Origin of the sequence: Variovorax sp. LjRoot84 (genome assembly GCF_964254305.1) — a bacterium.
Taxonomy (GTDB): Bacteria; Pseudomonadota; Gammaproteobacteria; order Burkholderiales; family Burkholderiaceae_C; genus Variovorax.
In genome coordinates this window covers 5,621,102-5,643,227 of the sequence record NZ_CAXUTE020000001.1, presented here as the reverse complement: position 1 = coordinate 5,643,227, position 22,126 = coordinate 5,621,102, and the positions used below count along the sequence as shown (strand labels likewise).

The 22,126-nt window shown below is 64.4% G+C and carries 21 protein-coding genes; 14 read left to right on the top strand and 7 right to left on the bottom strand.

From position 1 onward, the window contains the following. Nucleotides 1-23: 23 nt before the first annotated feature. The 8 genes from ACSQ9I_RS27825 to ACSQ9I_RS27790 are packed head-to-tail and all read left to right on the top strand — an operon-like array spanning nt 24 to nt 6,549. A complete protein-coding gene (locus ACSQ9I_RS27825; protein WP_436315276.1) occupies nt 24-974 on the top strand; it encodes a carbohydrate ABC transporter permease in 951 nt (316 codons plus the stop codon). Then, nucleotides 971-1,918 (top strand): carbohydrate ABC transporter permease, encoded by a 948-nt coding sequence (locus ACSQ9I_RS27820; protein ID WP_436315275.1) that lies wholly within the window; start codon nt 971-973, stop codon nt 1,916-1,918. Before ACSQ9I_RS27825 ends, ACSQ9I_RS27820 begins: the two co-directional genes overlap by 4 nt. Next, on the top strand, nt 1,915-2,085 hold the full coding sequence (locus tag ACSQ9I_RS27815; protein WP_170855626.1) for a hypothetical protein: 171 nt from the start codon (nt 1,915-1,917) through the stop codon (nt 2,083-2,085). Before ACSQ9I_RS27820 ends, ACSQ9I_RS27815 begins: the two co-directional genes overlap by 4 nt. Before the next feature lies 1 nt (nt 2,086). Then, entirely contained in the window at nt 2,087-3,199 is a 1,113-nt protein-coding gene (locus ACSQ9I_RS27810) for an ABC transporter ATP-binding protein (RefSeq protein ID WP_436315274.1), read from the top strand. Further along, nucleotides 3,186-4,217 carry an ABC transporter ATP-binding protein gene (locus ACSQ9I_RS27805; RefSeq protein WP_436315272.1) on the top strand — a complete coding sequence of 344 codons (1,032 nt, stop codon included), beginning with the start codon at nt 3,186-3,188 and terminating at the stop codon, nt 4,215-4,217. The genes ACSQ9I_RS27810 and ACSQ9I_RS27805 overlap by 14 nt, the downstream gene beginning before the upstream one ends. Further along, a complete protein-coding gene (gene dhaL / locus ACSQ9I_RS27800; RefSeq protein WP_436315271.1) occupies nt 4,214-4,846 on the top strand; it encodes a dihydroxyacetone kinase subunit DhaL in 633 nt (210 codons plus the stop codon). The genes ACSQ9I_RS27805 and dhaL overlap by 4 nt, the downstream gene beginning before the upstream one ends. Beyond that, nucleotides 4,843-5,832: a dihydroxyacetone kinase subunit DhaK gene (gene dhaK, locus ACSQ9I_RS27795; RefSeq protein WP_436315270.1), complete on the top strand. Its 990-nt coding sequence runs from the start codon at nt 4,843-4,845 to the stop codon at nt 5,830-5,832. Before dhaL ends, dhaK begins: the two co-directional genes overlap by 4 nt. Before the next feature lie 45 nt (nt 5,833-5,877). Further along, complete coding sequence (locus ACSQ9I_RS27790; protein ID WP_436315269.1) at nt 5,878-6,549, top strand: alpha/beta hydrolase family protein; 672 nt, start codon at nt 5,878-5,880, stop codon at nt 6,547-6,549. Nucleotides 6,550-6,603: 54 nt separating this feature from the next. On the opposite strand, the gene ACSQ9I_RS27785 is transcribed toward ACSQ9I_RS27790, so the two are convergent. The 6 genes from ACSQ9I_RS27785 to ACSQ9I_RS27760 all read right to left on the bottom strand — a co-directional run bounded on the left by ACSQ9I_RS27785 (nt 6,604) and on the right by ACSQ9I_RS27760 (nt 14,865). Next, on the bottom strand, nt 6,604-7,860 hold the full coding sequence (locus ACSQ9I_RS27785) for an NAD(P)/FAD-dependent oxidoreductase (RefSeq protein ID WP_436315268.1): 1,257 nt from the start codon (nt 7,858-7,860) through the stop codon (nt 6,604-6,606). Between the two features lie 406 nt (nt 7,861-8,266). Next, entirely contained in the window at nt 8,267-9,382 is a 1,116-nt protein-coding gene (locus ACSQ9I_RS27780) for an enolase C-terminal domain-like protein (RefSeq protein WP_436315267.1), read from the bottom strand. Nucleotides 9,383-9,450: 68 nt separating this feature from the next. Beyond that, nucleotides 9,451-10,281 (bottom strand): transporter substrate-binding domain-containing protein, encoded by an 831-nt coding sequence (locus ACSQ9I_RS27775; protein ID WP_436305776.1) that lies wholly within the window; start codon nt 10,279-10,281, stop codon nt 9,451-9,453. A 63-nt stretch (nt 10,282-10,344) separates the two neighbouring features. Then, on the bottom strand, nt 10,345-11,850 hold the full coding sequence (gene amaB, locus ACSQ9I_RS27770; RefSeq protein ID WP_436315266.1) for an L-piperidine-6-carboxylate dehydrogenase: 1,506 nt from the start codon (nt 11,848-11,850) through the stop codon (nt 10,345-10,347). 54 nt (nt 11,851-11,904) lie between these two features. Then, complete coding sequence (locus ACSQ9I_RS27765; RefSeq protein ID WP_436315264.1) at nt 11,905-13,656, bottom strand: thiamine pyrophosphate-binding protein; 1,752 nt, start codon at nt 13,654-13,656, stop codon at nt 11,905-11,907. 72 nt (nt 13,657-13,728) lie between these two features. After that, on the bottom strand, nt 13,729-14,865 hold the full coding sequence (locus ACSQ9I_RS27760; RefSeq protein WP_436305772.1) for a saccharopine dehydrogenase family protein: 1,137 nt from the start codon (nt 14,863-14,865) through the stop codon (nt 13,729-13,731). A 445-nt stretch (nt 14,866-15,310) separates the two neighbouring features. Between ACSQ9I_RS27760 and ACSQ9I_RS27755 the strand changes: the two genes are divergently transcribed. From ACSQ9I_RS27755 to ACSQ9I_RS27740, 4 genes are all read left to right on the top strand, one after another. Beyond that, a complete protein-coding gene (locus ACSQ9I_RS27755) occupies nt 15,311-16,231 on the top strand; it encodes a transporter substrate-binding domain-containing protein (RefSeq protein ID WP_436315263.1) in 921 nt (306 codons plus the stop codon). Nucleotides 16,232-16,337: 106 nt separating this feature from the next. Next, the gene (locus ACSQ9I_RS27750) at nt 16,338-17,045 is read left to right on the top strand and encodes an amino acid ABC transporter permease (RefSeq protein WP_244503918.1); all 708 of its coding nucleotides are present in this window, start codon (nt 16,338-16,340) and stop codon (nt 17,043-17,045) included. 1 nt (nt 17,046) lies between these two features. Next, nucleotides 17,047-17,835, top strand: a complete 789-nt coding sequence (locus tag ACSQ9I_RS27745) for an amino acid ABC transporter ATP-binding protein (RefSeq protein ID WP_436305770.1) — start codon at nt 17,047-17,049, stop codon at nt 17,833-17,835. Further along, nucleotides 17,832-18,206 (top strand): GFA family protein, encoded by a 375-nt coding sequence (locus ACSQ9I_RS27740; RefSeq protein ID WP_436315262.1) that lies wholly within the window; start codon nt 17,832-17,834, stop codon nt 18,204-18,206. Before ACSQ9I_RS27745 ends, ACSQ9I_RS27740 begins: the two co-directional genes overlap by 4 nt. Here ACSQ9I_RS27740 and ACSQ9I_RS27735 read toward each other — a convergent pair. After that, complete coding sequence (locus ACSQ9I_RS27735) at nt 18,174-19,121, bottom strand: LysR family transcriptional regulator (protein ID WP_093108494.1); 948 nt, start codon at nt 19,119-19,121, stop codon at nt 18,174-18,176. The genes ACSQ9I_RS27740 and ACSQ9I_RS27735 overlap by 33 nt on opposite strands. A 163-nt stretch (nt 19,122-19,284) precedes the next feature. On the opposite strand from ACSQ9I_RS27735, the gene hglS reads away from it, so the two are divergent. Both hglS and ACSQ9I_RS27725 read left to right on the top strand, forming a co-directional pair. Further along, nucleotides 19,285-20,673 carry a 2-oxoadipate dioxygenase/decarboxylase HglS gene (gene hglS, locus ACSQ9I_RS27730; RefSeq protein WP_436315261.1) on the top strand — a complete coding sequence of 463 codons (1,389 nt, stop codon included), beginning with the start codon at nt 19,285-19,287 and terminating at the stop codon, nt 20,671-20,673. A gap of 5 nt (nt 20,674-20,678) precedes the next feature. After that, nucleotides 20,679-22,115: an FAD-binding oxidoreductase gene (locus ACSQ9I_RS27725; RefSeq protein ID WP_436315260.1), complete on the top strand. Its 1,437-nt coding sequence runs from the start codon at nt 20,679-20,681 to the stop codon at nt 22,113-22,115. The last annotated feature ends 11 nt before the right edge of the window (nt 22,116-22,126 follow it).

Genomic DNA, 22,126 nt, shown 5'->3' with positions numbered 1-22,126 from the left:
AGCGTGAGACGGCGGAGCCGACCATGAGCGCCCTACCGTTGGCCACCACCGTTCGCGCCGAGCCGGGCATCGCCGTTCGCGGCAGGGTGCCCGGCCAAGGCCTCTCCGACCGCGCGCTGGCATGGCTTTTCGTCGGCCCGACGATCCTGCTGCTGCTGGCCTTCAACATCTTCCCGCTCGTCTGGACGATCTGGCTGTCCTTCACCAACTTCCGCGCCAACCGGCCGGGCGCCGACGTGCTGTGGGTCGGCATCGGCAACTACTCGCGGGTGCTCAACGACGAGTCGATCTGGGAGAACATGCGCGCCACCGCGCACTTCCTCACCTGCTCGATCACGCTGCAGCTGCTGATCGGCTTCGGCCTGGCGCTGATGCTGAACCGGCGCTTTCGCACGCACAGCTTCTGGAGCACCGCGATCCTGCTGCCGATGATGCTGGCGCCGGCGGTGGTCGGCACCTTCTGGAAGTACTTCTTCGAGCCGCAGTACGGCATCTTCAACTACATCGTCAACTTCTTCGGCGGCCCCGGCACCTTCACGATGCTGGGTGACACCAGGCTCTCGCCCTGGGCCATCGTGCTGGTCGACACCTGGATGTGGACGCCCTACGTGATGCTGCTGCTGCTGGCCGGCCTGCGCTCGATCCCGTCCTATCTCTATGAGGCCGCCGAGATCGACCGTGCGAGCGAGTGGACCAAGTTCTGGCGCATCACGCTGCCGATGGTGATGCCCTTCATCATCCTCGCGGTGCTGTTCCGCGTGATCGAAAACTTCAAGATGTTCGACCTGGTGGACCAGCTCACCAACGGCGGCCCGGGCTCGGTGACCGAGCTGGCGTCGATCAAGCTCAAGCGCGAGGCCTTCGAGAAATGGCGCACCGGCTACAGCTCAGCGCTGGCCATCATCCTCTTCGTTGCGATCTACGGGCTCTCGCTCGTGACGGTGCGATTCCTCGACCGGGTGAAGCAGCGATGAAGAACGCCGTCCACAGCCCTTTGGACCCGACGCCGCGGGCGAAGACCTTCGCCGGCATCGTCGTCATCGGCTACGCGCTGATCTCCTTGATTCCGCTGGTGTGGATCCTGCTGACCAGCTTTCGCACGCCGCAGGATGCGATCGCCTATCCGCCGCAGGTCATCACGCAGCCTTCGCTGATCGGCTACGTCAACCTCTTCACCACCCGCTCGCGTGTGGGCGCACAGGAACTGGCCGCGCTGCCGCCGCCCGCCACCTGGTACGAAGGCCTGGTGCGCGAGCAGCAGATGATCCTGGCCGGGCCCTCGCGCTTCTCGGACCGCTATCTCAACTCGGTGCTGATCGGCTTCGGCTCGACGCTGCTGTCGGTGGTGCTGGGCACGCTCGCGGCCTATGCCTTCTCGCGCTTCCGCGTGCCGGGCAAGGACGACCTGCTGTTCTTCATCCTGTCGACGCGGATGATGCCGCCGATCGCGGTGGCGATCCCGATCTACCTGATGTACCGCGCGGTCGGCCTGTCGGACACGCACCTCGGGCTGATCCTGCTCTACACGGTGGTCAATCTCTCGCTCTCGGTGTGGCTGCTCAAGGGCTTCATGGACGAGATCCCGCGCGAGTACGAGGAGGCCGCCATGGTCGACGGCTACACGCGCTTCCAGGCCTTCGTCAAGGTGGTGCTGCCGCAGGCCGCCACCGGCATCGCGACCACCGCGATCTTCTGCCTGATCTTCGCGTGGAACGAGTACGCCTTCGCGCTCCTGCTCACCAGCGGCACGGCGCAGACATCGCCGCCCTTCATCCCGACCATCATTGGCGAGGGCGGCCTTGACTGGCCGGCGATGGCCGCGGGCACCACGCTGTTCCTGCTGCCGGTGCTGGTGTTCACCGTGCTGCTGCGCAAGCACCTGTTGCGCGGCATCACCTTCGGAGCGATTCGGAAATGAAGAAGAACTGGTTGTCCCGCGCGCGCTGGGAGCCCGCCAGCATCGCCCTCATCGGGCTCGGCCTCGCGATGCTGATGCAGCCCTGGTCGCTCGAGATCTACAGCTGGTCCTTCGCCGTCCTGCTGGCCGGGGTCGCGGGCTACACGGTCGCCGGAAAGCTGCACTGACATGGCCGAGATCCGCATCGAAAAGCTGCACAAGCGCTTCAGCGATTTCGTCGCCGTGCGCGACTCCACACTGACGCTGGAAGACGGCAAGTTCGTCGTCCTGCTCGGCCCCTCGGGCTGCGGCAAGACGACCACGCTGCGCATGCTGGCCGGCCTCGAGTTCCCGACCTCGGGCTCGATCACGCTCGCGGGCCAGGACGTGACCTACCTGCGCCCGCGCGAACGCGACATCGCGATGGTGTTCCAGCTCTTCGCGCTCTACCCGCACCTGGGTGTGCGCGGCAACCTCGAGTTCCCGCTGCGCAACGAAGGCTTGAAGCGCGCCGAGATCGATCGGCGCGTAGCCGATGTCGCGGCCATCCTGCGCATCGAGCACCTGCTCGGCGCGCGGGTGGGCGGGCTTTCGGGCGGCGACCGGCAGCGCGTCGCGCTGGGCCGCGCGATCGTGCGGCAGCCCCAGGCCTTCCTGATGGACGAGCCGCTGGGCACACTCGACGCCGAGTTCCGCGAGCTGATGTGCGTGGAGCTGCGCAAGCTCCACGAGCGCCTGCGCACCACTACCGTCTTCGTCACGCACGACCAGAACGAGGCGATGGCGCTGGCCGACCACATCGTCGTGATGAACCAGGGCGAGATCCTGCAGGCCGACGAGCCCGGCGGTATCTACAACTTTCCGAGCTGCATGTTCGTCGCGCGCTTCATCGGCCGGCCGCCGATGAACTTCGTGCCGATCTCGGGCGCGGTGCGCGCGGGCGATGACGCGGTCTCGCTGGCCGGCTTGCCGGTGACGGTGCCGCGCATCGAGCAAGGCGCCGGCGCGGCGGTGCTCGGCGTGCGGCCGGAGCACGTTCAGGTCGGCGCGTCGGGCGAAGGGCTCGCGGCCGAGGTGCGGCATGTCGAGTACTTCGGCTCCCACTGGATCGCCGAGCTCGCCACCGCGGCCGGCGCGCTGAAGGCGCTGATCGACAAGTCGCAACGGCCGGCGTTGGGCGACCGTGTCGCCATCGGCTTCAACACCGCGCGCATCGTGCTCTTCGACGCCGGCACCGAGCAGCTGCTCGCCAGCGCGACCACGCGCCACCACCGGGAGGCCTTGCGCCATGGCCAGCATTGAACTCAGCGGCGTGAGCCGCGCCTTCGGCGAGGTCAAGGCGGTGACGGAGCTGAGCCTCCACGTGGCCGACGGCGAATTCCTCGTGCTGCTGGGCCCGAGCGGCGCCGGCAAGACCACCACGTTGCGCCTCATCGCCGGCCTGGAGCGTCCCGATGCCGGGCGCATCCGCATGGACGGCCACGACATCACGGACAGCCTGCCCGCGAGCCGCGACTGCGCCTTCGTGTTCCAGCAGTACTCGCTCTACCCGCATCTCACCGTCTTCGACAACCTCGCCTTCCCCTTGCGCTCGCCGCTGCGGCGCAGCGAGCCGGCCGAGGTCAAGCGCCGGGTGGAGGAAGTCGCCGCGCTGCTGCACATCGAGGCCAAGCTCACGCGCCGCGCCACCGAGCTCTCGGGCGGCGAGATGCAGCGCGTGGCGATCGGCCGCGCGTTGGTGCGCCGGCCGCGCGTGTTCCTGATGGACGAGCCGCTCTCCTCGCTCGATGCGCAGCTGCGCGAGGAATTGCGCGTCGAGCTCCGGCGCCTGCAGCGCAGCACCGGCGCCACCGTGATCTACGTGACGCACGACCACGTCGAAGCCACCACCATGGCCGACCGCATCGGCATCCTCGAACGCGGCGTGCTGCAGCAGGTGGGCACGCCGCTCGCGGTCTACGGCGACCCGCGCACGCTGCCGGTGGCGCAGCGCCTGGGATCGCCGGCCATCAACGTGCTGCCGGCGCAGTGGTTCGACGGCCGCTCGCCGGCCGGCACCGCCCACGTGGCGATCCGGCCTGAAGACGTGCTGCTCTCGCCGGAGGGCGAGGCGGCCGGCTTCCAGGTCATCGAATGCTCGCTGGTCAAGCACCAGCTGGTGGCCGAGCGGCAGGGCGTGGAAGTGCATGCGCGCGTGATGCTCGAGGAGCCGCTCGCGCCGGGTTCCGAGGCGCGCTTCGGCTTTCCCGCCGAGCGTTGTCTTTTCTTCGATGCGGCCGGATGCCGCATCGCCGCACCCCGAATCCAGGAAGTCCCATGAAAACGGTACACATCATCGACGCGCTGGAAGCCGTGCAGGCGGCGATCCTCGCCAACGAGAGCCAGATCGAATCGCTGGACCGCGCCATCGGCGACGGCGACCACTTCATCAACGTGCGTCGCGGCTGCGATGTGCTGATGGCGATGCGCGACGAGCTGGCGCCGCTCGCGCCCGGTGCGGCCTTCGGCAAGATCGGCCTGAAGCTGCTGTCGACCATCGGCGGCGCCTCGGGTCCGCTGATCTCGAGCTTCTTCATCGCGATGGGCAAGACCCTCGCCGGCATCGACGAGCCCGAGCGCCGGCAGTTCGCCGCCGCCTTCGCGGATGGCGTCGAGGCCATCAAGAGCCGCGGCAAGGCCGATCTCGGCGAGAAGACCATGCTCGACGTGCTGATCCCGGTCTCGCGCCTGCTGCAACGCCTCGCCGAAGAAAACACGCCGCTGCCGCAGGTGTGCGAGCAGCTCACGGCCGAGGCGCACCGCAACATGCTCGCCACGCGCGACATGACCGCCACCAAGGGCCGCGCCTCCTTCCTCGGGGAACGCGCGCTCGGCCACATCGACCCGGGCTCGAAGACCTGCGAAGTCGCCATTACCGCGGTGTGCGACACATGGAAGGAAATCGCATGAAGAAGTTCGTCAACGACGTGGACGCGATGCTGCGCGAGGCGCTGGCCGGCATGGTGGAGGCGCATCCGCAGCTGCTGCGCGTCGAGTTCGAGCCCACCTTCGTCGCGCGGCGCGAGCGCAGCGCGAATAAGGTGGCGCTGATCTCCGGTGGCGGCTCGGGCCACGAGCCGCTGCACGCCGGCTTCGTCGGCCGCGGCATGCTCGATGCGGCCTGCCCGGGCCAGGTGTTCACCAGCCCCACGCCCGACCAGATGCTGGCCGCCGCGGCCGCCACCGAAACCGGCCAGGGCGTGCTCTTCATCGTCAAGAACTATGCCGGCGACGGTATGAACTTCCAGATGGCGAGCGAGATGCTCGAGACCGAGACCGAGAACGCGACCGTGCTGGTCAACGACGACGTGGCGGTCGAGAACTCCACCCACACGACCGGCCGCCGCGGCGTGGCCGGCACGCTGGTCGTCGAGAAGATGGTCGGGGCGCTGTCCGAGCAGGGCGCGACGCTGGCCGAGTGCAAGGCGCTGGGCGACCGCGTGAACGCGGCCACCGCATCGATGGGCGTGGCCTTCACGAGTTGCACGGTGCCGGCGGCCGGGCGGCCCACTTTCGACATCGGACCCGACGAGATCGAGATCGGCGTCGGCATCCACGGCGAGCCGGGGCGGCGGCGCGCGGCCCACATGCCGGCCGACGAGATCGTGCGCACGCTGATGGATGCGATCCTCGGCGACCTGAAGGCCCAGGCCGGGCGCCAGGTGCTGCTGCACGTCAACGGCTTCGGCGGCACACCCTTGATGGAGCTCTACCTGCTGCACCATGCGGCGAACCGGCGCCTCGAGGCCGAGGGACTCAAGCCGGTCCGATCGCTGGTCGGCAACTACACGACTTCGCTCGACATGGCGGGCGCCTCGCTGACCGTGAGCTTGCTCGACGATGAGCTAGTGTCGCTGTGGGATGCGCCGGTGCACACGGCGGCGCTGCGCTGGTAGGGGCGGTGCGCTGCATACTTGGGGTTCAGCTCCCTCCCACTCTGCATGACGCCTGAAACGCAGAAGATCTCCATTCCCGTCGACGGCAGCGCGAGCGTCTCCGCGCTCGTGCAGGCGCCGGCTGATCCGACTGCCTGCTACGTGTTCGCTCACGGCGCGGGTGCGGGCATGGCGCATCCGTTCATGAGCGCGGTATCGGACGGCTTGGCCGCACGAAGGATCGCAACCTTGCGCTACCAGTTCCCGTACATGGAGCTTGGCAGCAAGCGTCCCGATTCCCCTCCCGTTGCCCATGCCGCGGTTCGCGCCGCTGTCGCGCGAGCCTCCGGCATCTTCGGATCCCTTCCCCTCTTCGCGGGCGGCAAGTCATTCGGCGGCCGAATGACGTCGCAGGCGCAGGCGCTGGCGCCGCTGCCCGGCGTGGCCGGCCTGGTCTTTCTGGGTTTTCCGCTGCATCCGGCAGGGGTGCCTTCGACCGAACGCGCGGCGCACCTGTTCGACGTGCAGTTGCCCATGCTGTTCATTCAAGGCACGCAGGACAAGCTCGCCGAGCTCGGCAGGATTCGCTCGGTGGTCGAGGAACTGGGAGACTGTGGGTCGCTGATGGAGGTCGCTTATGCGGACCACTCTTTTCACGTGCCCCGGCGCTCCGGCCGCGACGACGGCGAGGTGATGGAAGAAGTGCTCGACGGCATGGCGATCTGGATGCAGGCTTAGCACCTGGCAATGCCATAGAGACCGGGCGTGCGAGCGCCAGGCCCACACTTGTCCTCAGTGAATGAAGCGAGAAGGCCGGAATGGCGCCGGGTCGAAGGCGCAAGCTTCGCCGACCATCATGGACGCCAGCAAGGAGGCAGTGCCGGGGCCGGTGCTGAAGCCGATGTGCTGATGGCCGAACGCGAGCCACAGGCCGGGATGTCGAGGGCATTCACCGATCATCGGCCGGCTGTCCGGAAGCGTGGGTCTGCTTCCGAGCCAAGGGTCTGCTTCGAGCCGTCTGTCCAAGGGAAAAGCTTCCCGTGCCGATCGTTCCGCGAGTTCGAGCTGGCTCAGGTTTTTCGGCGCATCGCGCGCGGTGAGTTGCACACCGGTGGACAAGCGCAAGCCTTGCTCCATGGGTGAAAGCACATACCCGCCGCCGGTGTCGTAGATCGGGCGACCGAGCGTGGCGCCGCCGGCGGCGCCATAGTGCATGTGATAGCCACGCTCGAACGCCATCGGCACCGATATGCCGAGCGACTTCCTGGCAAATTCCTTGGTCCATGGTCCCAGGGCGAGCACGACCCGAGAGACCTCATGGGCTCTGCCGTCCTCCTCGACGATCTGCCACGCGTCATTTGCAGCCGCCCGGCGAAGTCCGCCGACGAGTGCCTGCTTGATCCGTCCTCCTCGTGAGACGAAAAGCTTCGCGTACGCTTCCACCACTCGGCCGGGACTGTCGACAGAGGACGTGTCCTTGATCCAGAGCGCACGGGGAAAAAGATGCTTCAGATCAGGCTCGAGGTCCGAAAGCTCTTGCGCATCGAGCGCCTGTGTCGAGATGCTGAACTTGTCGAAGGTGTCGCGAGACAGCCGGCTGCCGTCGAAGCCCTGTTCGCTTCGATAGAGAAAAAGCCAGCCATTGGCGCGCAATCGGTGTGCGGCTCCCGCCTCGGCGAGCAAGCGTTGGTGCTCCTTGGTCGAGAGCTGGATCAATGCGTCGAGCGCGGCGGTGGTCTCGTTGAAGACGCTCGAGCGCGCGCTGGAAAGAAAGCCCAGCGCCCAAGGCAGGTTCCTTGCCAGGAACAGTGGGTCGTAGCGGAACTGCGCCGAATTGTTCTTCAACAGCTTTGGAAGAGATGCCCACAGCCCGGGATTGTTGAAGGGCATCAGCGAGCTGCGTGCGATGACGCCGGCGTTTCCGTACGAGGTCTCGCGACCTGGCGCCACGCGATCGAAGATCGTCACGTCGTGGCCCCGCCGTTGCAGCTCGAGCGCGCACGACACGCCAACGATGCCGGCGCCCAGAATGGCAACGGTGTTTTTCATCGGGTGAACAGATCCATCCGAGTTTGCATGCCGGCGGCGCAGGGCGCAGTCGGATCAATCGACCGTGATGGCCTGCGCCAGCGGCAGTTGCGAGACGGGGTCGTGCAATTCCCCAGAAGGCTGGAGCGGGAGCGCCGCTGGCAGGGACTGCTGACCAGCATCAACGAGCTGCGTGCGATGGCGCCGACATTGCATCGTGACGTTTCCCGGCCCGATTCCATGCGCTCCAGCAGGGTGATGGTGGCGCCCCGACGCTGGAGTTCGAGAGCGCAGGAAAAGCCCCCAGATCGACGCCCACGAGCAGAACGCTTTTGTCCATAGATGCTGCCCAATGGCTGGATGCCCACACTCGGCCGGTCCATGGCGCCGGATGGCGCGGTCTCGCTGCGTGCGCTGATATCCACATTTACGCGGCGAGCGCGATGCGTTGCTTTTCTACGATCTTCCAATCGATCTCGACGCCGATTCCCGGGCCGCTCGGCACATGCACGTGCCCTGCTTCGGCCGGTGTCATCTGCACAAGAATGTCCTCCTGGAAGACATACTTGGGCATGTAGAACTCGCAGCCCAAAGACACGTTGGAGCTCGCGGCAATGAAATGAGAAGCCGCAGCGAGCGCGACGCCGCCCTCCCATAGCGTGCCGCCGTAGCATGGAAGACCTGCAGCTTCGGCCACCGCATTCACCTTCATGGCCTTGCCAATTCCGCCGGCTTTCATGAGCTTGATGCTGATGATGTCGGCGGCGCGCTCCACGATAGTGCGAAGCGCCTCGGCCGGCGAGAATACGCTTTCGTCGGCCATGACAGGCGTGTCCAATGCCGCCGCGATCTGCGTCATCGCCGCGATGGCATCTCGCGGCACCGGTTGCTCGATAAAAGTGGGCTTAAACTGTTCGACATCGCGCAGCTGCTGAAGCGCGTTGTAGGGCTGAAGACCCTGGTTGTAGTCGATCCGGAGATCGAATTCGAAGCCAAGATGTTCTCTAAGTAGCGAGAGCCTGCGCATGTCTTCGGCATGCGATGCGAATCCAGTCTTTATCTTGAAAATGTGATGTCCATCGGACAGCATCTGTTTTGCCAGCTCGATGTCGGCGTCGATGTCTGGATTGGCGATGGAGAAGGAAAAGGGAATCTTGTCCCTTACCTTGCCGCCGATCAACGCGTACAGGGGCAAGCTAGCCGCCTTGCCGCAAATGTCGAACAGCGCCATTTCCACGGCCGCCTTCGCTTCTGGGCTACCGACCAGCGCGCGGTCGCACTCCATCATGCGCAGTGGGATATCGCGTGGATCCTTGCCCAAGAGCACGGGCCGCAAGTACTGCGCGATCCCATGGAACAGGTTCTCGTTGGTTCCCGAAAAGACCTCCCATGCCTGCCCTTCGCCGATGCCATCGATGCCTTGGTCGGTTCGAACACGGACCACCACGCGTTTGATGGAGGCGGCAATGCTTCCGACACCTTGCGAACGCTTCATCTTGATGGGCGATTCGAGCAGGTGTACCTCAATGTTTTGGATTTTCATGATGTGTGATCGTGATCCTTAAAGGTCAAACGCGGTCCGTTTTCTGCTGAGACCATGGGCCCCGACGGTCAGACCTTGATCTGGGGCGGAATCTTGTCTTCGCTGACGCCCCCGACAGATTTGAGGTTCGAGATGAAGATCTTGCGAATGTTGCCGCTTGCGCGTTCGGCGGCAAGCCAACCATTGACATGTTTGAGCCACCTCGAGTCGGCCTCCTTGCGAACGCCGCCGTTAGAGGTCGCATTTTCTTCGGGCGTCAGTATGACCACTTGACCCACCGCGGGATTCTTGCTGGCCAGGCTCAGGGCCAACGGCAAGACAAGGATCTGAGCGTCAGCGCGACCGACCTGCAACGCGAGCGTCGCATCAACCGCGCTTTCCAGGCGCGTGATGTTCGCGCTCTTGAGTAGCCGCGTGACGAGGGTGTCATGCGAAGAGCCCTTGTCCACCACGATCCTGATGTTGGGCTGATCGAGATCTGCCCAGGATTTGGGCGTGAAGCCTTTTCTACACACCGCGGTGAATGCGATATTGAGGATCGGATCTGTGAAGTCGATCGCCGCCAGGCGTGCGGGCGTCGGATTCAGGCCGAAGAAGATATCGATCTTCTGCGACTGCAGTTCGAGCACGGAGTTGCCCCAACTGGTCGGTGTGATGTCGAGCTTTGCATCCATGCTTTTCGCCAGACCGCGGTAAAGGTCGGCCATGCAGCCGAGCCACTCACCGCTCACGAGATCCTTCTTGTAGTACGGGAGTCCGCCATCCACGGCGCCGACGCGCATGACCTTGGTGCGCGTCACACGCTCCCAAGTCGATTCGTTCGCTTGCGCGAACGCCGCCGTCCACGGAGCGGCGGAGGCCACCAACATCGAACCAGCAACAAAATTGCGACGTTTCATGATCGACTCCATTTCGGATGCGTTGAGGAAAGGGAAGGAAGAGGGGCGCAGCGCCGGTTGAGCTCAGAAGAAGCTGATGCCCTGGGCCAAAGGCAGTTCGGTCGAGTAATTGATGGTATTGGTGGTGCGACGCATGTACTGCTTCCAGGAATCGGAGCCACTTTCACGATCGCCGCCGGTTTCCTTCTCCCCACCGAAGGCGCCGCCGATCTCGGCGCCATTCGGCCCGATGTTGACGTTGGCCATCCCGCAGTCCGAGCCGGCTGCGGAGATGAAGGTCTCGACCTCGCGCATGTCGTTCGAGAAGATGCAGGATGACAGGCCCTGCGGCACATCATTGTGCACTTCGATCGCGTTGTCGAAGTCGTCGTAGGTCAGCACATAGAGCAGGGGGGCGAAGGTCTCGTGACGCACGATGGCAGTTTGCTCTGGCATCTCGACGATGGCTGGATGCACGTAGAACCCCTTCGGAAACTCCTGCTCGAGCGCGCGCGCTCCGCCGATCAACACCTTGCCGCCTTGCTCCTTGGCGGCCGCGATCGACTTCTGCAGCGCGTTGTAGGCGTCTTCGTCGATCAGCGGGCCGACCAAGGTGCCGGATGTCAGAGGATTTCCGATCCGCAGTGTCGAATAGGCCTTCAACAGCTTCTGGAGGAGCGCGTCCTTGACGGAGCGATGAACGATCAGGCGGCGCAGCGACGTGCAGCGCTGCCCCGCGGTGCCGACAGCGCCGAACAGGATGGCACGCAGCGCCATGTCAAGGTCTGCCGCCGGCGTGACGACCATGGCGTTGTTGCCGCCGAGTTCAAGGATGCGCTTGCCGAACCGGCTGGCGACCTTGGGGCCGACGGCGCGACCCATCCGCGTGGATCCGGTCGCCGAAATGAGCGGAATCGATGGGCTTTCGACCAGGGCTTCGGCCAGTGGCGCCTTTCCGATCACGATCTGGGCCAGTCCTTCAGGCGCCTTGTTGCCGAAGTGGGCGATGGCGCGCTCGAGCGCCTTGAATGTGGCGAGCCCCGACAGCGGTGCCTTTTCCGACGGCTTTAAGATCACCGGATCGCCGCACACCAGGGCGAGCGCCGCATTCCACGCAAACACCGCGCTCGGAAAGTTGAACGCGGTGATGACCGCGACCGGGCCCAGCGGATGGTATTGCTCCATGATCCGATGGCCAGGACGCTCGGACACGATGGTCTTGCCGCAAAGCTGCCGCGATTGGCCCAGCGCGAACTCGCAGATGTCGACGCCTTCCTGAACCTCGCCCTGGCCTTCTTCGATGATCTTTCCGACCTCGATCGAGACGATGTAGCCGATGTCTTTCTTCGCCTGGCGCAACTCCTCGCCCCACAGGCGCACCAGTTCGCCGCGCACGGGGGCCGGCACGGTGCGCCACTTGAGAAAGGCGGCCTTGGACTTGGAGATGATCTCGTTCATCTGCGACGCTGGCGTCTCGTGCAGGCGGGCCAGCTCGGCGCCGTCAACGGGAGAGCGCACGGCAAGCGAGCCGCTTTGGTATTCGCCCGGTTCGATGCCGCAGCGCTGGAAGACGGACAGCAGTTCACTCATGTTGTTTCCTCGACTCATTGGCAACTGGGCGTGCGGCTGCGCGCGCCCACGGGTTTACAGGTAGGCGACGTCTTCGGGCTGCAGTGCCAGGGGGTCGAGCCCCTTCTTGGTGAGCCAGGAATAGACCGGCGGCACTCGATCGGCGAGCGATTCGACGCGGATGTCCATGAGGCAAGGGCCGTCGTATTCGAAAGCTTCGTCCAGCGCAGCGATCAACTCGTCCGGCGTCGTGACGGTCCAGGCCTTGATGTCGAAGGCCTCTGCAATGGCTTGGCCGCGCGGCGGCAGGAAGTCGACGCCGAAGCACTCGTCGTGACCCTTCAGGCGATGAAGCCCCTTGATCCAGCCGAAGCAGCCATTGTTGAACAGCATCATCAGCGCGGGGACCTTCTTGCGCACCAGCGTCTCGAGTTCGCCTACGGTCATGTTGAAAGACCCGTCGCCGAACATGCCGATCGGCCGCCGGTTCTTGTCCGCGTACCAGGCGCCGACCACCGCCGGGATGGCCGAACCCAAGCCACCGAATGCACGGGGAATCACGAAACGGGTGCGACGATCGCCGATCCGCAGGAAGCGGGTCATATAGGGGGTCGGCGTGCCGGCGTCCGAAAGAATGTGGACGGCCTTGCCGTACTTCTCCAGGCGCTTGTTGAACTCGCGAACGACGCGCTCGGGCCGCAGCGGCACGTCGTCCAGGGACAGCACCGACTCGGCATGCTCCCAAAAATTCGAACGGTACTCGTTGAGGTGGTCGACCCACTTCTGGTGCTTCGACGTGTCGAAGTCCACGGGAGTCTCTTTCAACATCTGCTGCAGAACGAGCTGCGCATCGCCGGCGATCGACAGCAGGTTCTCGTAGTTGTTCGCGAGACGCTCGGGATTGATGTCGATCTGCACCACGCGCTTGTTCAGCGTCGATTTCGGGAAGGTCCACCCCACCGTGACCACGGAGCCCATCCGCGAGCCGACGAAGATCACCAGGTCGGACTCTTCCAGGGCGCGGTTGGCGTGGGGGTGGAAGCCGTTGTCGCCGATGACGCCGATGGCCAGGACATGGTCGTCCGGCAAGGAGCCCTGCCCGGTGATCGTGTTGACGACCGGAGCGTTGAGCCTGGCCGCGATGTCGGTGAGAGCGCTTCCGGCGCACGAACGGTTCACGCCACCGCCTGCGACGAACAGCGGCTTGCGCGCCGCCTTGAGCAGGCCGAAAAGTTCGTCCAGCTTTCCAGGAGCCGGCGCCATCGGAAATGCGGGGAAGGTCTTGCACTCGGGCTCGGCGTGCAGCGAGATCGTGTTCGGGTCGATCTCGGCGAGCAGCATGTCCTCCGGGATCTGCAGGTGCACTGCACCGGGGGTTCCGGAGCAGGCGACCCGGAACGCGCGCCGGATGATCTCGGGGAGCTTGTCCGCCGACTTGATCTGCACCGACATCTTCGTCACCGGCTCGAACAGCTTCGCGCAATCGAGTTCGGTGATCATGCCGCGGCCTTCGCCCGGCAGCGGGAGGTCGATCGTCAGGAGAATGACAGGCACCGAGGAGGCGTTCGACTCGGCAACCGGAGGAAGCGAGTACATCGCGCCGGCTCCCGACGGACACTCGAAGATGCCCGGCTTGTCGGTCAGGCGCGCGTATGCGTCGGCCATGTACCCGGCGGAGCGCTCGTCGCGCGCCATCACGTGTTCGATATCGCCCGTGCGGCGCTGGAGCGCCTCATAGAAGGGAACGTTCGTGTCCCCGGGGACGCCGAAGAGAACGTCGACGCCGTAGTTGATCAACATTTGCACGAGCACATCTGCACCACGCATGGGAAGCTCCACTTTTGGATTGCGAAAGAGGGCAGCGGTGCCGACCCGATGCCGGCACCGCCGAAGAACTGATCAGGCGTGCGCGGGTTCGCCTGTGGCCGCGCTGGCGGCGGACGAGACGCCGAGGCCCTTGTAGTAGTGACCGACCCTGGTCGCGAGGAACTGTTCGAGCGGGGCCTGCTCCTGGCCGACGAAGCCGCGCGCCGGAAGCTTTCCCTGCTGCAGCAACTCGAACACGCCGACAACGCCAGCGGCGGTGGTGAGTTCGATGGCCGTGCGGTCCTTTCCGCGCAGCGGAGCACCAAACACACGTCCGACGCGCGTCTCCTGTTCGAAGCGGCCGTCGCGCAGGCCGGACGCCGAGGCAAACAGGATCACGACGTCTTCACGGCTGTGCGGGACGGCGTGCTCGAGCACCTGGCGCAGCAGGTCGCGGCGCTCGATCAGGCGCAGGTCGTGCAGGAGGAAGTCCATCGCGGCGCGGTGCCCCGGATAGCGGATGGTCTTGTAGTCGAGGTTTCTGACCTTCCCCTTCAGGGTCTCGCACAGCGTACCCAGGCCGCCCGACGTGTTGAAGGCTTCGAACGCTTCTGCGTCGAGCGTGAAGGTCTCGTGTCCCTCCATCGGTTGCACCGATACGAGCTGGCCGTTGACGATGGCATCGCACGGGTTGCAGTACTCGTTGATGACGCCGTCGATGCTCCACGTGAAGTTGTACCGCAGGCTGTTCGTTGCGTTGCGCGTCAGGGCGCCGACGCGCAGACGCAGGTCGTAGAGCTCGTCGAAGCGGCTGGCCAGGTAGCCTCCGAGCATGCCGATCACGCCGGGCGCCAGGCCGCTCTGCGGCATGAGGACCGAAGTCGCATCCTTCGAGATCTCTCGGATGGCCTTCGTCGCAGCCACGTCCTCGGTGAGGTCGAAGTAGTGGACGCCGCGCCTTGCAGCCTCGGTGGCCACGCGCTGCGCGAGGTAGAAGGGCAGGCAGTTGATCACGACCGAATGGGCCGAGAGCGCCGCACCCAGATCCTTCGCGCTCTCAACGTCGAGCGCGATTCGGCGCACCAACGTGTCGCTCTCAACACCGCGACCCGGCTTCACATCGGCGAGCGTGACCGGCAAGCGGTGGTACTCCGCGATCATGTCCGCCACCGTGCTGCCGACCTTGCCAGCACCCAGAACCAGAACGTTGTCGATCTGCAGCTTCGTCATTTCATTCCCCAGTGAGCATGTGTGCCCGTTGAATGAAAATGTAGAAGCGAGTCTTGACAGATGGTAGAGAGCAGATCGTCGAAAGAGCCAGCCGCTTCGTCAAACTGACGAGGGTGTTCGTCGAGTTGCCGGCGCGCGAGGTTGAGCGTGTGTGAGCACGCAGCGCCCCACTCGCGTTTTTCCCGATTGGCTGGATGCGTCGCGGTTGAGATCCTCGTGCCGCTTGCAACTGGTGCACCATGCGCCTCAAGTTGTCCATCGCAGACGCATTCCGAACGCAAGATCGCCGAGGCTGATGAGCTTTAGGTCTGAAGTTGGCCTGCGCGCCCGTTGTGGCAGTCAGCGGCTAAGAAACCGCGGAAAGGCGAGATAGCATACGTTTCGCCGAGAACGCTGTCGGTATGACGTTAGATTTTCGTCGTATTGACGATGTGCCACGTTGTTTGTGACAGCACTGACTTCTAGACTTCATCCCGAGCTGGAAAGCGTTCTTTCCTTTTTTTCAATGGCGAGCTTCTTGCTTGGAGATACCGTGTTTACCAAACGAAACTTCTTCCGCGCTCTCGTGGCCGTGGCTACCGTCTGCGCTTTCGGTTCGGCTTCCGCGCAAGAGCCTGAAAGCTCGTTGGCAAGGGTGCAACGAACCAAGGTCCTGCGCGTCGGTGCGGTTGCCGGCGCCGTTCCGTATTTCGCCAAGGGCATCAGCAGTGGCAAGTGGGAAGGCTTCGGACCGGACTTCGCGGAAAGCCTTGCACAAAAGCTCGGGGCCAAGGTCGAGTACGTCGAGACCACCTGGGGCAACGCCGTGCTCGACCTGCAATCCAACAAGATCGATGCCATGTTCGGCATGGCGCCGACGCCGGCCCGCAAGGAAGTTGTGAACTTCTCCGAGACGCTCTTCGACAACACGTACACCGTGGTTTGCAAGAAGGGCATTCCGCAGAAGACCTGGGAGCAGCTGAACACGCCCGAGACGAAGATCGTCGTGGACGTCGGCTCGAGTCATGACCAACTGGCGACGCGCGTGCTGCCCAAGGCTGAGGTCACGCGCCTGGAAAACTCGGGCGCCGCCACGATGTCCCTGCAAGCGGGACGCTCTGATTGCCAGATTCTCGTGATCTTGCTGGCGCAGCCGTTGCTCGCGAAGCGCGGCTCCATCGGCACCATGTACATCCCGCAGCCCGTCTACACCGCGCCGGTGAGCATCGGCCTGCGCAAGGAGTCGGATCCGGGCATGCAGAAGGCGGTCAACGCCTGGTTGTCCGAAGTTCGCGGCAAGGGCGAAGTCCGCGGCGTGATCCTCAAGAACATGGAGAAGCTCGCAGGCGTTCCCGCAAGCGCATTCCCGCCTGAAATCAAGTTCTGAGGAGATTCTCATGGACTACGCGGACACCTCGAACGAGCCGAAGAGCCGTTCTCAACTTGGCATAGCGCTCCTGGTGCTTTTCGCCCTTGCTGGCATCTGGGCGGCCATGAAGCACTTCTCCGGCGGTGGTCCGGTCCCCGGGGCAGCAGGGTATGACTGGGACTTCGCCGTGTTGTGGAAGTACCGGGGCTTGTTGCTCAGCGGCCTGATGTACACGCTGATCTTCACGGTGGTCTGCGTCATCCTGGGGCTGTTGGTTGGCTTGGTGACCGGCCTGGGCCGGCTCTCCAGCAGTCCCTTGCTGACCGCGCCACTGCGCGCTTACATCGAGGTGTTCCGCTGCACGCCCGTGCTCGTTCAGCTTGTCTGGTTCTACTACGCCTTGCCTGTTCTGACTGGCATCGAGATGTCGGCCATGGTGGCCGCCACGCTCTGCCTGACGCTCTATGGCGGCGCCTTCTACTCGGAGATCGTTCGCGGGGGGATCATCTCGATCGACGCCGGACAAACGGAGGCAGCGAAGGCGCTCGGCATGACGCGCCTGCAACTGCTGCGACGCGTCATCCTTCCTCAGGCGTTCAAGAAGATGGTCCCGCCGCTGATGAACCAATCCATCATGCAGCTGAAGAACACTTCGCTGCTCTCCGTACTGGCCGTCCCCGACCTGCTGTATCAAGGTCAGGTGATCGCACACGACACCTACCGTCCTCTGGAGATCTACACCTTCATCGCGATCACGTACTTCGCGGTTCTTCTGCCCATCACGATCTGGGCCAAACGCATGGAATTCGGCGCTGGCCCGAAGGAGGTGTGAAGTGTCCCGTCCCCTGATCGAAATCTCCAACCTGAAAAAGGCCTTTGGACAGAACGTGGTCCTGAAGGACATCACGCTCGCGATCGAGCGTGGTCAGGTGGTCGCGATGATCGGGCCGTCCGGGTCCGGCAAGTCGACGCTTCTGCGCTGCATCAATCTCCTGTCGATCCCGAACGGTGGCCGCATCACGGTGGGCGAGCAGACGATCGAGTTCAACGGCGCGCACACGGCGCTGCCCAACGAGCGCAAGCTCGCGCGGTTCAGGGCGTCTACGGGGATGGTGTTCCAGCACTTCAATCTCTTTCCGCACATGACGGCCCTCCAGAACGTCATGGAAGGCCCGGTCACCGTCCTCAAGACGCCAAAGGCGCAAGCCGAGTCCGAGGCGCGCGCGCTGCTGGCCAAGGTGGGTTTGCTGGACCGAGCGGACTACTACCCGGACAAGCTTTCCGGCGGACAGAAGCAGCGCGTCGCGATCGCGCGAGCACTCGCCATGAAGCCAACGGTCATGCTGTTCGATGAAGCCACTTCGGCCTTGGATCCGGAACTGGTCGGGGAAGTCTTGAACGTCATCAAGGCCCTGGCCAAAGAAGGCATGACGATGATCCTGGTGACGCACGAGATCGGCTTCGCGCGAGAGGTCGCCGATCAGGTGATCTTCATGCGCGACGGCGTTGTCGCGGAATGCGGCCCGCCGAGCGTTGTGATCGACAACCCGCGGCAGGAATCGACGCGCGCCTTTCTCGGGCGATTCAAGGCGTCGGAGTCTGCCAACGCTGCGTTGGCATGAGCGTGGAGGCGCGACTGTCCTGGCACCCTGGGCAATGCCACTGCGGTGCGGTCCGCTTCTGTTTTTCTTCGGATCTCACCAAGGGTGTGCGCTGCAACTGCAGCTATTGCGTGCGCAAGGCTGCACTGCATCACCGGGTCACGGCGGAGCGCTTCGTTCTGAAGTCGGGAGCAGACGAGCTGTCCGTGTATCGCTTCGGCACGCTACGCGCCAATCATTACTTCTGTCGGCACTGTGGCATCCACACGCACTGCAACCCGCGCTCGGCGCCTGAACAGGTGAACGTGAACCTGAATTGCGTCGGCGAGGTCGCGACAGCGGGCCGCGCCATCGAGGTTTCAGCGTACGACGGCCGCAGCTGGCTCGCGTGATTTCGTCTGGCCGCGCGGCCGCGCCGCGGCGGCCTCGCCAACGAGCCAGTCCCGAAATGCCAGCACAAGGCGATTTTCTGCGCCGGTCTCTGGAACGACGACGTAGTAGGCCCGCTGGGTGATCAGCGCCTCACGGAACAGGACGATCAATCGATCGGATGCGAGCTCTTCCTCGACGAGAAACTTGGGTACCAGCGCCACCCCGAGTCCATTCGCCGCGGCCTGCGCGAGCATTGCGAATTGCTCGAAGCGCGGGCCGCGCATGGCATGCGGCGCCGCGATCTTGACCTGCTCGAACCATTCCGCCCACTGCATGGGCCGCGACGATTGGTGAAGGAGGCACTGACCCGCAAGATCCTCGCGGGTGTGAATGCCGCTGCGGCGCTTGAACTCAGGACTGCAAACAGGGACGACGCTTTCGCCGAGAAGGTAATCGCAGGAGGCGCCCGGCCAGAAGTCGACGCCGAAGTGGATGGCCGCGTCGAAGGGCTCGCGCGCAAAGTCGAAGGGTTCCGTTCTTGACGCGAAATTGACCGTGACGCCAGGCTGCAGCGCAGCGAAGCGCCTCATCCGGGGAATGAGCCATCGCGTCCCGAACGTCGGCAGCACGGCCAGATTGAGAACCTCGCCGATGCCGCCCATGGTCATCACGCGCTGGGTGGCGTTCGACATTGTCTCAAGGCCTGCGCGCAGCTCCGCCGCATAGACGCGGCCCGCATCCGTCAGCACGATGCGCTGACGCACGCGATGAAAGAGTGCTGTGCCGAGCTGATCCTCCAGCTGCTTGATCTGGCGCGAGATCGCACTTTGCGTGAGATGGAGTTCCTGTGCTGCGCGCGAAACGCTTGCATGGCGTGCAGCGCTTTCGAACGCCATGAGCTGCGCCATGGAGGGAAGAAATTCTCGTCTGAACATGATGATCAATGCGCAATAGGTTGAAGGGCTGCCCTATATACAGCGTGCGCGCCTGCTGAGCGAGTTGATTCCATTTTGACATGAAATCGTTCCAACATATCGCTATCAATCGCTCGCCCTTTTGACGATAGTTACCCCTCCGAATTCTTCACAGGAACCGCCCATGAAGACGAACGCTTTTGTGGAACCCGACGACATCCGTACATTGTTTTCGCGGGCACTGTCCGGCATGTACAAAACCGAGGTGCCTCAGTACGGTGCCCTGCTCGATCTCGTCGCCGATATCAATGCCGAGGTGCTGCAAGAGAGCAAGGAGCTCGCCGACCGCCTGCGTGAGGCCGGCCAGCACGATCGCCTGGACGTGGAGCGTCACGGCGCGATTCGTCTCGGGACCGTCGAGGAGCTCGCGGTCATGCGCCGCTTGTTCGCCGTCATGGGCATGCGAGCGGTCGGCTACTACGACCTTTCGGTGGCCGGCGTTCCGGTGCACGCGACAGCCTTCCGTCCCGTCGAAGATTCTTCGCTCAAGCGAAACCCTTTCCGGGTGTTCACGTCGCTCTTGCGTCTGGACTTGATCGGCGACGCCGCGCTGCGCGAGCGTGCCGCGAAGATCCTCGTCGGGCGCAGCATCTTCACGCCGCGTTGCCTCGAGCTCATTGACCGCGCGGAGCGCGACGGCGGCCTGTCCGGCCGGGACACGCAAGAGTTCGTCGCGCAGGCGCTCGAGACCTTTCGCTGGCACAGCGAGGCGACCGTCGACATCGAGACTTATCGGCAGCTGAGAGCGTCGCATCCGCTCATCGCCGATGTGGTGTGTTTCAAGGGGCCGCATATCAACCATCTGACCCCCCGCGTGCTCGACATCGACCAGGCGCAGGCGGCGATGCTGGAGAAGGGCATCCGCGCGAAAGACGCGATCGAAGGTCCGCCGAAGCGCAAGTGCCCGATCCTGTTGCGCCAAACGAGCTTTCTCGCCCTGGAAGAGCCGATCCGCTTCCAGGGAGCCGAAGGCGCTGACGGCACCCACACGGCCCGGTTCGGCGAGATCGAACAGCGCGGTTGCGCGCTCACGCCCAAAGGGCGTGCGCTCTACGACGATCTATTGAAAGCCTCTTTGGAGGCCGGGCGCGATGCAGGGTCGAGGGCATCGGCTCTGGCGCGAGTCTTCGAAGCCTTCCCGGATGATGCACGGGCGCTGCAGCGGGCGGGACTTGCATATTTCCGTTATTCGGTCGACCGACGCAACCTGGTCCGTTCGAGGCCGGTATCGGCGAACGCGAGCGTCGACGAGCTTCTGGACCAGAGCCTGGTGCGTGCGGAGCCGCTCGTGTACGAGGACTTCCTCCCTGTCAGCGCCGCAGGCATTTTCCGCTCGAACCTGGGATCGGAAGGAGCCGCGCACTACGTCGCCGGCGGCAACCGGGAAGCCTTCGAAACCGCGTTGGGCACGAGCGTCATGAACGAGTTCGCCTTGTACGAGGCCGCGCAAGCAGCCTCACTCGAAGAGTGCAGGCGCGAACTGGCCAACGTACCGGTCATGGCGTCGAACTGAACGCCATGAACTCGGAAACCCATCATTCTTCCGTTGCGGCGCAAGCACCGGACCATGGCCTCATCGACAGGCTGGCCAGCCGATTGGGTGTGCAGGGACTTCTGACGGACGCGGGCGACAAGGCGCCATTTGAAGCCTCCGCTCGACACGGGCGGGGCATCGCGCGTGCCGTGGTGCGGCCGGCAAGCGCCGAAGAGCTGGCATGGGTGGTCCAGGAACTCGTCGGCGCAGATGCGTCCTTCGTTGTCCAGGGCGCTGCCACGGGCCTCGTCGGAGCGGCCACGCCGAGCGGCAGCGGCACGCAATGGGTGCTGTCCACACAGCGCTTGCGAGACAGATTGGAGATCGACCCGGTCAATCGAAGCGCGGTCGTGGCTGCCGGGTACCGGCTGTCGGACGTCAACCGCGCCGCCGCCGAGCATGGTCTGACCTTTCCAATCGATCTCGGTGCGGATCCGTCCATTGGCGGGATGGCGGCCACCAACACTGGAGGTTCGAGACTGATCCGCTATGGCGGTGTTCGCGAGAACGTGCTGGCCATTGCTGGGGTTCTCGCGAATCCGCCGGGCGCACGTGTCGGATCGACGCGCGGATTACGCAAGAACAATACCGGTCTCGATTGGACCCAGCTGATGACGGGCACCTTCGGTGCCTTCGGCGTCGTGACTCATGCCACGCTGAAGCTCCATCCTGTTCAGCGGCAAACCGCCGCTGCGCTCGTTGCGGTCGATTCCGCGGAAGTGGCTATGGAGATTCTTTGCTCTTTCGAGGATGCGCTCGGCGAGTTCGTGAGCGCGTTCGAAGGTATGTCCGGCAGCGCGTTGACTGCAGCCGTCGAGCATCTTCCGGGCGTGTCTGCCCCTTTCCCGGTCGCGCCGCCGTATGCCGTCCTGCTGGAGGTGTCGAGCGCGGTATCGAAGGCCTCCGGGCTCGACCTGGAGTCGATTCTTATGGGCTGGCTCGAGACGCAGATCGAGCGCCCAGGGATGCTGGACGCCGTGGTGGACAAGCCAGAACGTCTTTGGCGGATCCGCCATGCCATCAGCGAATCGGTGCAGGCGCTCGGGAAGCTCGTCGCCTTCGACGTGTCCGTCAGTCGCTCGCGCTTTGCCGCATTTCGCGCGTGTTCCGTGGAGCTGATCGCCGCCGAAGTTGCGTCCGCCCTTGTGTGCGATTTCGGTCACTTGGGCGACGGCGGGGTGCATCTCAACATCGTCGTTGCTCCGGAGACCAGCGTCGATGCCATTGTTCGGCTGCGCTCGAAGCTGTACCAAGTTGTCGTCGAGGAGTTCGACGGAAGCTTCAGCGCCGAGCATGGAGTCGGCCCCTACAACCAGGCTTTCTACCGGTGCTTCACCGATCAGCCGACGCGCGCGCTGGCTGGCGCACTTCATGCCCAGCTCGACCCCCAGGGCCGACTCGGGAACGTTCGGCTCGATTGAAGGAAGCAAAT

What these genes read in the sequence shown, in the direction of transcription:
- ACSQ9I_RS27750 (WP_244503918.1), top strand. Translation starts at nt 16,338, where the DNA reads ATGAAGCACTTCTCCGGCGGTGGTCCGGTCCCCGGGGCAGCAGGGTAT.
- dhaL (WP_436315271.1), top strand. Translation starts at nt 4,214, where the DNA reads ATGAAAACGGTACACATCATCGACGCGCTGGAAGCCGTGCAGGCGGCG.
- ACSQ9I_RS27790 (WP_436315269.1), top strand. Translation starts at nt 5,878, where the DNA reads ATGACGCCTGAAACGCAGAAGATCTCCATTCCCGTCGACGGCAGCGCG.
- ACSQ9I_RS27775 (WP_436305776.1), bottom strand. Translation starts at nt 10,281, where the DNA reads ATGAAACGTCGCAATTTTGTTGCTGGTTCGATGTTGGTGGCCTCCGCC.
- ACSQ9I_RS27805 (WP_436315272.1), top strand. Translation starts at nt 3,186, where the DNA reads ATGGCCAGCATTGAACTCAGCGGCGTGAGCCGCGCCTTCGGCGAGGTC.
- ACSQ9I_RS27810 (WP_436315274.1), top strand. Translation starts at nt 2,087, where the DNA reads ATGGCCGAGATCCGCATCGAAAAGCTGCACAAGCGCTTCAGCGATTTC.
- ACSQ9I_RS27735 (WP_093108494.1), bottom strand. Translation starts at nt 19,121, where the DNA reads ATGTTCAGACGAGAATTTCTTCCCTCCATGGCGCAGCTCATGGCGTTC.
- ACSQ9I_RS27780 (WP_436315267.1), bottom strand. Translation starts at nt 9,382, where the DNA reads ATGAAAATCCAAAACATTGAGGTACACCTGCTCGAATCGCCCATCAAG.
- ACSQ9I_RS27785 (WP_436315268.1), bottom strand. Translation starts at nt 7,860, where the DNA reads ATGAAAAACACCGTTGCCATTCTGGGCGCCGGCATCGTTGGCGTGTCG.
- ACSQ9I_RS27820 (WP_436315275.1), top strand. Translation starts at nt 971, where the DNA reads ATGAAGAACGCCGTCCACAGCCCTTTGGACCCGACGCCGCGGGCGAAG.
- dhaK (WP_436315270.1), top strand. Translation starts at nt 4,843, where the DNA reads ATGAAGAAGTTCGTCAACGACGTGGACGCGATGCTGCGCGAGGCGCTG.
- ACSQ9I_RS27740 (WP_436315262.1), top strand. Translation starts at nt 17,832, where the DNA reads ATGAGCGTGGAGGCGCGACTGTCCTGGCACCCTGGGCAATGCCACTGC.
- ACSQ9I_RS27825 (WP_436315276.1), top strand. Translation starts at nt 24, where the DNA reads ATGAGCGCCCTACCGTTGGCCACCACCGTTCGCGCCGAGCCGGGCATC.
- ACSQ9I_RS27725 (WP_436315260.1), top strand. Translation starts at nt 20,679, where the DNA reads ATGAACTCGGAAACCCATCATTCTTCCGTTGCGGCGCAAGCACCGGAC.
- amaB (WP_436315266.1), bottom strand. Translation starts at nt 11,850, where the DNA reads ATGAGTGAACTGCTGTCCGTCTTCCAGCGCTGCGGCATCGAACCGGGC.
- hglS (WP_436315261.1), top strand. Translation starts at nt 19,285, where the DNA reads ATGAAGACGAACGCTTTTGTGGAACCCGACGACATCCGTACATTGTTT.
- ACSQ9I_RS27815 (WP_170855626.1), top strand. Translation starts at nt 1,915, where the DNA reads ATGAAGAAGAACTGGTTGTCCCGCGCGCGCTGGGAGCCCGCCAGCATC.
- ACSQ9I_RS27760 (WP_436305772.1), bottom strand. Translation starts at nt 14,865, where the DNA reads ATGACGAAGCTGCAGATCGACAACGTTCTGGTTCTGGGTGCTGGCAAG.
- ACSQ9I_RS27765 (WP_436315264.1), bottom strand. Translation starts at nt 13,656, where the DNA reads ATGCGTGGTGCAGATGTGCTCGTGCAAATGTTGATCAACTACGGCGTC.